The 8,888-nt window shown below is 37.8% G+C and carries 10 protein-coding genes; 4 read left to right on the top strand and 6 right to left on the bottom strand.

What is annotated here, in order from left to right:
• Positions 1–45: 45 nt before the first annotated feature.
• From IM797_RS16905 to IM797_RS16890, 4 genes are all read right to left on the bottom strand, one after another.
• Positions 46–1,137, bottom strand: a complete 1,092-nt coding sequence (locus IM797_RS16905; protein WP_228098914.1) for a sugar transferase — start codon at positions 1,135–1,137, stop codon at positions 46–48.
• Entirely contained in the window at positions 1,103–1,492 is a 390-nt protein-coding gene (locus IM797_RS16900) for a response regulator (protein ID WP_194128325.1), read from the bottom strand. The genes IM797_RS16905 and IM797_RS16900 overlap by 35 nt, the downstream gene beginning before the upstream one ends.
• Before the next feature lie 164 nt (positions 1,493–1,656).
• Positions 1,657–2,136 (bottom strand): YMGG-like glycine zipper-containing protein, encoded by a 480-nt coding sequence (locus IM797_RS16895; protein ID WP_194128324.1) that lies wholly within the window; start codon positions 2,134–2,136, stop codon positions 1,657–1,659.
• A 50-nt stretch (positions 2,137–2,186) separates the two neighbouring features.
• On the bottom strand, positions 2,187–2,390 hold the full coding sequence (locus IM797_RS16890; RefSeq protein ID WP_194128323.1) for a hypothetical protein: 204 nt from the start codon (positions 2,388–2,390) through the stop codon (positions 2,187–2,189).
• Between the two features lie 182 nt (positions 2,391–2,572).
• Here IM797_RS16890 and IM797_RS16885 point away from each other — a divergent pair, with 182 nt between their 5' ends.
• From IM797_RS16885 to IM797_RS16870, 4 genes are all read left to right on the top strand, one after another.
• Positions 2,573–2,779, top strand: coding sequence for a cold-shock protein (locus IM797_RS16885; RefSeq protein WP_194128322.1), 207 nt, complete (start codon positions 2,573–2,575; stop codon positions 2,777–2,779).
• A 123-nt stretch (positions 2,780–2,902) separates the two neighbouring features.
• Entirely contained in the window at positions 2,903–3,727 is an 825-nt protein-coding gene (locus IM797_RS16880; protein WP_194128321.1) for an SDR family oxidoreductase, read from the top strand.
• 128 nt (positions 3,728–3,855) lie between these two features.
• Positions 3,856–5,241 (top strand): MBL fold metallo-hydrolase, encoded by a 1,386-nt coding sequence (locus IM797_RS16875; RefSeq protein ID WP_194128320.1) that lies wholly within the window; start codon positions 3,856–3,858, stop codon positions 5,239–5,241.
• Positions 5,242–5,468: 227 nt separating this feature from the next.
• Entirely contained in the window at positions 5,469–6,815 is a 1,347-nt protein-coding gene (locus IM797_RS16870; RefSeq protein ID WP_194128319.1) for an OmpA family protein, read from the top strand.
• A 67-nt stretch (positions 6,816–6,882) separates the two neighbouring features.
• Here IM797_RS16870 and IM797_RS16865 read toward each other — a convergent pair whose 3' ends face one another.
• Together IM797_RS16865 and IM797_RS16860 are read right to left on the bottom strand one after the other, a co-directional pair.
• On the bottom strand, positions 6,883–7,875 hold the full coding sequence (locus IM797_RS16865; RefSeq protein WP_194128318.1) for a TerC/Alx family metal homeostasis membrane protein: 993 nt from the start codon (positions 7,873–7,875) through the stop codon (positions 6,883–6,885).
• Positions 7,876–7,920: 45 nt separating this feature from the next.
• A complete protein-coding gene (locus tag IM797_RS16860) occupies positions 7,921–8,883 on the bottom strand; it encodes a hypothetical protein (protein ID WP_194128317.1) in 963 nt (320 codons plus the stop codon).
• Between the last annotated feature and the right edge of the window lie 5 nt (positions 8,884–8,888).

Here is an 8,888-nt window from a genome sequence, read left to right as displayed (position 1 = left end):
GGGATTAAACTATAGTTTAATCCCTTTTTTTATGCTTATTATTTTTTAAACCGATTCCTTCTGAACCAATGCAGGTAGGGTTTTTAACAAGATTTTGATATCCAACCAAAAAGAATGATTGTGTGCATAAAAATTATCTAACTTCTTACGCTCCCGTTCAGACATGTCTGCTTTGCCCCTTCTGCTTACCTGCCATAAACCGGTTAAGCCTGCAGGCCCAAGGAATCGCATCGTCCATTCATTCGAAGTGAGCATCTCCGCTTCATACAAGGGTAAAGGTCTATTGCCAACAAGAGACATATCTCCTTTAAGTACGTTAAACAATTGTGGCAATTCATCGATGCTATACTTTCTGATGAAACGCCCAAATTTCGTAATCCTTGGGTCGTTCTTAAGTTTAACAAAAGTAGTCTTACCAGTTTCAGATTTATCGTATTGATTCAAATCAGACAATTGTACAAGCTCTTCACTTGCGCCAGTCCTCATAGAACGAAATTTATAAAAGTCAAATATTTTGTATCCTGTACCAACCCTTTTACTTTTAAAAATCACGGCGCCTTTCGATTCTAAAGCGATAATAATGCCCACGACTACCAATAAAGGAGAAATCAACAATAGCGCAAAACCAGAAGCGGCAATATCAAACAACCTTTTTCCCAAAGGCATCTGATAAGTAAAATCAATATTTGAAAGATCAGAAAGCTGGGGTTTTATCAATTTAAATTTCACCAGGAAAAAGATCCGCTCACAAATGTCGTTCAAAGGAAACGGAGCCACATATAAATCGTTTACTTTATGCTTCATTGCCAATTCACGAACTTTTGGGTCTGTTTTCCCGTCTAATAACACGATGACCAGACCTTTGAGCAATACATTCTTTTTCAGCTTGGCAATATACTCGAAGCATTTTTTTTCAGCGTCAACCTCCAGCAAAATCACATCAGGCAATGTATAAATGGATTGTTCATTTAAAAAAACATCAACATCCTGAAGTGTATCTACATTTTTAACATTGAAGAATATCGCAAATTGAGGCAATAACTCGTCCGAAAATGAAGGCGCTGAATAAAGCAGGGTAATTGATTTATGATTCGCATCCGAATTAACTTCCGACAGTGTCATATTTTCTAAATACATTAGCAATAGCTTCTTTAAGTTGTGATGGATTAAAAGGTTTTGGGATGAAATCGTCTAACTCGAAAGGCATTTTTTCAACCTTTGCAGCAAGATCTGCAGCTCCCGATAAAATAATTACCGGAGTATCTCTGTAAAAACCGCTTATTTTAAGGTTATAGATAAAAGAACTGCCGTCAAAATAGGGCATTTCCAAGTCGGATATAATCAGTGCCGGTGAATTCCCCTCTTCAAGCCAACTCAGTGCTTCAACTCCACTTGTCTTAATAATCAACTCATAATCAGTAGACAATACAAAATTTAGCAATTTGAGTATAGTAATCTCATCATCAACTATTAATATCTGTTTCTTAGCCATTGCTGCATTTGTAATTCTAGAAATACGTTAGCTTTATCGTAAACGAACATACGAAATATTTACAAATATTGTTTTAAGAATATCGATAAATTGTAAAACAATTTATTTAGACAGCTAAAAAACCATATCGAATAAGAATAACTTAATAGTTTAATTATATTAAACTAATTTTTAGATTGCACACGGCCGGATTTCCTATCCTGACCACGTCCAATCAAGTAGCCTGTACCAGCGCCAACAACGCCACCTATAATGGCTCCTCTGCCTTTTTTCTTATCAATGATCACACCGCCTAAAGCACCTGCACCTGCGCCTATAACTGCGCCTTTGGCAGCAGAACTCCATCCTTTTTTCTTAGCCGGGGTACTGGATGCAGAACTCGCATTCGCGGCTTCGCTTCGCTCTGAAAGTAACAAAGTTCTTTTTTGCTCTTTTAAAGCAGCCTCTTTCTCTACCTTGACCTGGGCTGCAATTCTGGCATCCTCTTTTTTCTGTACTTCGGCCTTTTTGAAACTGTCTAATTTTATGCTATCCCTAACCGCAACAATAGCTTGTTGTTTAATCAAAGCTTCTTCTTTTGCGTGGTTTGTACAAGCAGACAACAATCCGCCGGTCACTATTAATATTGAAAATATAGGTTTCATCTTTCTGATTTTTAATGTGTATCATCTATTACCTGCAAATTGCAAGCCAGTTATTTATCTTCCAACGGAGAAAAACGATCATGATCATCGTAAACCTTATTGTCATTTTCTCCATCTGCATTGCCAGATATCCGTTCATTGTCATCATTTAATGCCAATTTTGAACTGCCATACGAAGACTGATCGGCGTCAAGACCAAGATTATCAGACTCCTCTAAATTTGTCTTTACTTTCAATTTATGATGCTTTCCCATTACTCCTCTCCTTTATATTGGGTTTCAGATGATTTATTTATGTAGATAATTAACGCTAAAACATGATAAATGTTTTATTTTCTAGTATTCAGATTTTATTTTTCCGATATCTTCAAGAGAATGGATCGATTTTGATATTAATAATCAATTGATTACTTTCACACCGAAATATATAAGATATTATGCGTACAACAGGTAAAGTTAAATGGTTTAATTCTGCAAAAGGATTTGGATTTATAACTCCGGAAACTGGAGGAAAAGATATTTTCGTACACTTTTCTGCTATTGCAGGTGATTCATTCAGAGAGCTGAATGAAGGTGACAGTGTAGAATTCGAATTAAATGATGGTAAAAAAGGTCCTGAGGCACAAAACGTGACTTTGCTCTAATTATCATTTACTCAATTCAAAGGGAGGTATGCACTGCATTACCTCTTTTTTTTTGAACCGTAACATCTTTAGCCCAAAAACTATTGAATACGATAAACAAGATTAAAATAAACCGGCAAACCGATGAACCAAAAGATTAGCATACTGGGTTGCGGCTGGTACGGATTGGAACTCGCTAAATTATTGATTGAAAAGAAATACCTGGTTAAGGGTTCGACTACAAGTCCGGCGAAATTACACCTATTGGATCAGGAAGGGATAGCTGCACATTTGCTTGACCTGGGTGTAAACGAAGCGCAGATTGACACGGACTTTTTTGAAAGCGACGTATTAATTATCAGTATTCCACCAAAAAAAAGTGCATCAGAACAACATCTGTTTGTCGATAAGATCAAACAGGTCATTAAAGCAATAAATTGTAGCACCATACAAAATGTGATCTTCATCAGCTCTACAGCCGTTTATGGAGATCACAACAAGTCCGTAAATGAGGATGAGCTTGTCAAACCAGTAACAGATTCCGGAAAGGCCATAGTGACGGCAGAGCAGCTGCTAAAAGAACAGGAAGGTTTTCAAACAACGGTACTCAGGTTTGCTGGATTAATCGGACCAGGACGGAATCCTGGAAGATTCTTTGCCGGAAAAACCAATATACCTAATGGTGCTGCACCGGTTAACCTCATACATCTTGACGATTGTATTTCCTTAACGTATCAGATCATCAAGCAAAATGCTTACGGCTATACATTCAATGCCTGTAGTCCGGATCATCTCCAGAAGCAGGATTTCTATACACAAGCCAGTTTAAAAGCAGGTTTGGAAAAACCGGTCTTCATCAATGAATTAAAAGATTGGAAAATAATAGACGGTAGTTATACGAACAAAATTTTAAACTATAACTACCTCGTAGCCAGCTGGGGCGACTGGTTAAAATCTGACAAACCATAATTTTTGAATCCAATTTATATTAAAATGAGAACTTTAAGATAACTTAGCATATGTAGTTTCGGTGGATTAACATTATAATTCCTGGTCCAATAAAGCTATATAAGACAACTAAAACATAAAACAAATAGATGAAATTGACCATTTGGGGAGCAGCGCAACAGGTAACAGGAAGTATGCACCTGCTCCAGTTATCCAACTATAATATACTGATTGATTGCGGGCTCGACTATGAAAAAGATACTTTCCAGGAAGAAAACCAATATTTCCCTTTTGATCCTGGTACAATCGACGTGGTATTGCTGACTCATGCGCATATCGATCATTCAGGTAATTTACCAACCTTGATCCGAATGGGTTTTGAAGGTCAAATCTTATGTACCCCACCTACTGCAGATCTCACTGAAATTTTACTCCTGGATTCTGTCAATATCTTCCTCAACAAACAAAATAAACGCGGCAGAAACAAACGCTCCAGGTCTGGCCCTGCCCCACTCTATCTTCAAAAGCATGTCATGGAGACTGTAGACAGGTTCGTGACCATTGGTTTTAATAAAACATTTAAACTGAGTCCGGATGTTAGTCTATCGTTCATTCCAGTCGGACATTTACTTGGCGCAGCAGCCATAGTTTTAACCATAAATGATCAGGGCACAGAAAAAAGAATTGCTTTCACCGGAGATATAGGCCGGCATAATTATCCGGTTCTGGTTGATCCGGAAATCATTCCTGAGGTAGACTATATTGTATCTGAATCTACCTACGGCGGTCGTCTTCACAGTACTGAGACTACCCTTCAGGATAAACTGATAGAAACCATAAATGAAACCTGCATCAAATTTCCAGGCCGCTTAATTATACCTGCATTTAGCATCGGTCGTACACAAGCACTGGTATATTCCTTAAATAAGATATTCTCCGAAAAACTTTTACCACCTGTTAAGGTTTTTGTGGACAGTCCTCTGGCCGAAGTTGCTACAGATATTTATCGCAAACACCATCAGCTCTTAAACGCAGAATCACAGGATTTCTATAGCAATAAAGGCGACAGGTTCGATTTTGATGGGCTATCTTACGTACACGATAAACGCGAAAGCCTGTCCATCTCCAATTATCACGAACCTTGTATCATCATTTCCTCCGCTGGAATGCTTGAAGGTGGACGAATTCAGGATCACCTATATTATAATATACAAAACTATTATTGCACCATCTTATTTATTGGGTACTGTGCTAAAGGAACACTGGGCAACAGATTACTTAGAGGCGACCCCATCGTTCGTTTACGCCATCGCGACCTGATGGTTTATGCAACCATAAAACAAACCGATTTGCTGAGCGGGCATGGTGACCATGCCGACCTCGTCAATACCATTAAACAACAGGATCCTTTGAAATTGAAACGGGTATTTCTCGTTCATGGAGAAGAAAAAAGCCTGAACAGCTTATCAGAGGCACTGAAATCCGCTGGTTACGCAGTAAATATCCCTGAAAAAGGGGAAATTTTTGAATTGTGATTTTGGCTTCCAAAGCTAAATTGTAGCAAAAACTATACACTAACAAGCTTATATAAATAACGGTTTCATTTTTTCTTGCGCGCTAAAACGCTACAATAATCTGCTGATTTCTAATTAATTAATAAATATTATTTTTTAAAATAGGCTTTGGCAGGATTATTACAATGGATTGGTCGTTCAGTACTATTTAAATAACTGAAAATACATATATCTAAATAACAAGAAAAATGAAATCGAACATTACAAAAGCCGCAATGGTAGTTGCCCTGGTGGGAGCTTCATCGCAATTATTCGCACAAGACGCTCCTTCAACAGGCAGATTTGCACCAAAAGAATTCCGCACCTGGTCTGTAGGTATTCACGGAGGTGTATTGAGCCAAAATACAATATTTAACGGTAAAGAACGTGATTTTCAAACCGCTAAAGAAACCATCGGTTACGGTGCTTTCGTTAAGAAACAAATCCTGCCTTCTTTAGGTTTACAAGCTGATTTCCTTGCGGGAAAAGTTCAGGGATTAAGATCTTATAGCGGTATTGATGCTAACGGAAACAATACCTATTTAGGTAATTCTGAGTACAGCACCAAAATCGACTGGTCTGCAGCCGTTACCGCTGTATATAACATTGCAAACATCAACATCAACCAGGAAAATGCAATTCTGATTCCTTACGTTAAAGCTGGTGCTGGTTATATGGTATCTGGTGCTACAACTACCAACGTACCTGCCGCAGCTAATGAAGGTTACAAAGAAAGATGGTTTGTACCAGTTGGTGCAGGTTTCAAATTGGGTGTTGCAAAAGGAATCAACCTGGATATGGGTTATGATGTAAACTTTGTAAAATCTGATAAATTTGACGGATTTAACTCTGGTTCAAGAAATGACAAATTCTCTTACGGACACATCGGTCTGGAGTTTGCATTAGGAAGCAAAGACAAACCGCAATTACAAAACTACAGCTCATTGGCTAACTTACGTAACCAGAGCGCAGAAGAAAGTGCTGATTTAAGAAGAGCATTGTCTACAGCTGAAGAAAACGCAAGAAGAGACAGAGAAGCTATGGCTGCTAAATATGCTCAGGAAATGGGTGACGATGACAACGATGGTGTAGCTAACAAATTTGACAAATGCCCTGGTACTGCATCAGGTACAGTTGTAGATGGTTCAGGTTGCCCAATCAAAGTTCAACGTGAAGTGATCAAAGAAACTAAAGTTGTAGTAACTGAAGCAGATCGTAAAGTAGTTGACGAAGCCATCAAAAACTTAGAGTTTGACTTAGGTAAAGCAACCATCCGTTCTAAATCTTACGCTACCTTGAATAAAGTTGCTGCTTTATTGGTAGACAAAAACTTTAGCTTGAAATTAGCTGGTCACACAGATAATACAGGTTCAATGGCCTTAAACTTACGTTTATCGAAAGAAAGAGCTGAATCTATCAAGGCTTATTTAGTGTCTCAAGGTGCTAACGCTTCACGCATCGAAGCAACAGGTTACGGTCCAAACCAACCTATCGCTTCAAACAAAACAGCTGAAGGTCGTCAGAAAAACCGTAGAGTAGAGTTTAGTTTATACTAGTCCCGAAATACTTTAACATAAAAAAAGCCTGGTCAATTGACCAGGCTTTTTTTATGTTAAAGTATTTTTAACTTTCTTGTTCTTCCTTTTTAGGTGCAAAAATTAACGAAGCAATTACCGACAGAATCAACACACCTCCTACGATCGACAAAGACAAAGGTGAAGAAATGTGATACAATGGAGCAATCACCATTTTCACACCGATAAAGGTTAAAATAATGGCCAATCCGTATTTCAACAAACTAAACATATGAATGAAATTAGCCAGTAAGAAATATAAAGCCCTTAAACCTAAGATCGCAAAAATGTTAGACGTATATAAGATTAGCGGATCATCAGGTGCAATCGCAAAAATCGCCGGAATTGAGTCTACTGCAAAAAGTAAATCTGTGAATTCGATTACCGCAACAACAACCAATAAAGGCGTTGCCAGTTTAACACCGTTCTCTACCGTAAAAAATTTACCACCATCAAATTCCTTACTTACTTTAAAAAACTTATAGATCAGACGGGCACCAGCACTTTTACTAAAGTCTTTCTCTTCATCGTCATCGTCACTTGCAAACCACGATTTAATACCTGCATAAATCAGGAACAGGCCAAATAACAACAAGATCACGTTGATGCTCATGTGATGACCAAACAGAACCATATCAGGCAGGTAGGTCAGGTTAATTAATCCGACACCGGCAAAAATAAAGATGGCACGGAACAATAAAGCTCCGATAATGCCCCAAAAAAGCACTTTATGATGAAGTTCCTTCGGTACTTTGAAGAAACCAAAAACCAAAATAAATACAAAAAGATTGTCTACAGAAAGGGCTTTCTCAATCCAATAGGCCGACTGAAACTGGGTAAATTTTTCAAATCCGGAAGTCAGGTAAATCACCCCGCTAAAAGCCATAGATAAACTGATCCATACCACAGACCAAATCGCGGCTTCTTTACTGGTTACCGCGTGAACCTTTTTATTAAACACGCCCAAATCTAAGAGCAACATCACTGTTACCAATACTGCAAACCCGATGATCACACCGGGATGATTAATCATATTATCCATCTTTTATTTATAAATTATTCTTTGTGATACAATTGCTTAAAAATGCTAAAAAAGATCGGTTTTAAGCATTGCTTTTAAAATATTAGCCTGTACATCAAAATTATTCAGATGTTCCAGGAAATTAAGGTCAGATATTTTCAGATAGTTTTCTTCCAGCAAACTGATGATTTCTTTAGGAATATAGGTTTTTAGTGCGGCCGCGCTACTTTCCAACTGATCATTCTTATAGGATAACTCTTGGATGATTTTACCTTTTTCAGATAAATTGGTCGTCCAATCCACATCCTTTAGGATGGATAAATCGCAAAAAAGAAATAAATTTCTGCTTGGAAAGAACAGGAAATACCGGTCAATATCCAAAAATTTGTAGACCTCAATAATCAGCTGGCCAGATTTCAGGCCGTAAAAAAACGTAGTTTTAAAATCATGTTTACAAAGTAAGCCCATTAATTTACGTTCTATACTGGCATGGACATCAACGTACATATCCTTCGGATCGTAACGGATCAACTGACCCAGTTCATCCGGGGTGATGCTGTAGTAAAAATCCTTAGCATATCGTGAGCTGAACGAATTGATATTTTTTGAAAAAGGAAATTCAGAACTGTGATCTGACAACACGTCAAACAATTTCCTCAGGGATAAATTGATCTTTAAGGTTTGGCGTTGTTTGTCCAGGTTGAAATTCTGTTCTGTATACGCAGAACTGTTCATTTGCTCAATCAATTCCTCATTCATGTGAATCTCATCGTAAATGAGGCTCACATTCTTTTCATTGTTTTTTTTAATCTTCCGCAACAGCTCAATGACACTCGAAGTAAACTGAACATGAAAAAGCTCCAGTTTATCAATATCCAACTCTTCGTTACTTTCAAAAAGATGGTGAATAACCTGGCTTCTTAAAAAGATTTTATACACCGCCTCTTCATCAAAAAACACAGAGAGTAGCTGCAGGCGGCTAATCTCTGTGTTCGATTCCTTTAAAATATATGCACGGCGTTCATCCATCTGTT

Origin of the sequence: Pedobacter sp. MC2016-24 (assembly GCF_015223055.1) — a bacterium.
In the GTDB taxonomy this organism is placed as follows: domain Bacteria; phylum Bacteroidota; class Bacteroidia; order Sphingobacteriales; family Sphingobacteriaceae; genus Pedobacter.
Note: the sequence above shows the minus strand (reverse complement) of the source record. Positions and strands in the feature narration are given on the sequence as shown.

What these genes read in the sequence shown, in the direction of transcription:
- IM797_RS16905 (WP_228098914.1), bottom strand. Translation starts at nt 1,137, where the DNA reads ATGTATTTAGAAAATATGACACTGTCGGAAGTTAATTCGGATGCGAAT.
- IM797_RS16900 (WP_194128325.1), bottom strand. Translation starts at nt 1,492, where the DNA reads ATGGCTAAGAAACAGATATTAATAGTTGATGATGAGATTACTATACTC.
- IM797_RS16895 (WP_194128324.1), bottom strand. Translation starts at nt 2,136, where the DNA reads ATGAAACCTATATTTTCAATATTAATAGTGACCGGCGGATTGTTGTCT.
- IM797_RS16890 (WP_194128323.1), bottom strand. Translation starts at nt 2,390, where the DNA reads ATGGGAAAGCATCATAAATTGAAAGTAAAGACAAATTTAGAGGAGTCT.
- IM797_RS16885 (WP_194128322.1), top strand. Translation starts at nt 2,573, where the DNA reads ATGCGTACAACAGGTAAAGTTAAATGGTTTAATTCTGCAAAAGGATTT.
- IM797_RS16880 (WP_194128321.1), top strand. Translation starts at nt 2,903, where the DNA reads ATGAACCAAAAGATTAGCATACTGGGTTGCGGCTGGTACGGATTGGAA.
- IM797_RS16875 (WP_194128320.1), top strand. Translation starts at nt 3,856, where the DNA reads ATGAAATTGACCATTTGGGGAGCAGCGCAACAGGTAACAGGAAGTATG.
- IM797_RS16870 (WP_194128319.1), top strand. Translation starts at nt 5,469, where the DNA reads ATGAAATCGAACATTACAAAAGCCGCAATGGTAGTTGCCCTGGTGGGA.
- IM797_RS16865 (WP_194128318.1), bottom strand. Translation starts at nt 7,875, where the DNA reads ATGGATAATATGATTAATCATCCCGGTGTGATCATCGGGTTTGCAGTA.
- IM797_RS16860 (WP_194128317.1), bottom strand. Translation starts at nt 8,883, where the DNA reads ATGGATGAACGCCGTGCATATATTTTAAAGGAATCGAACACAGAGATT.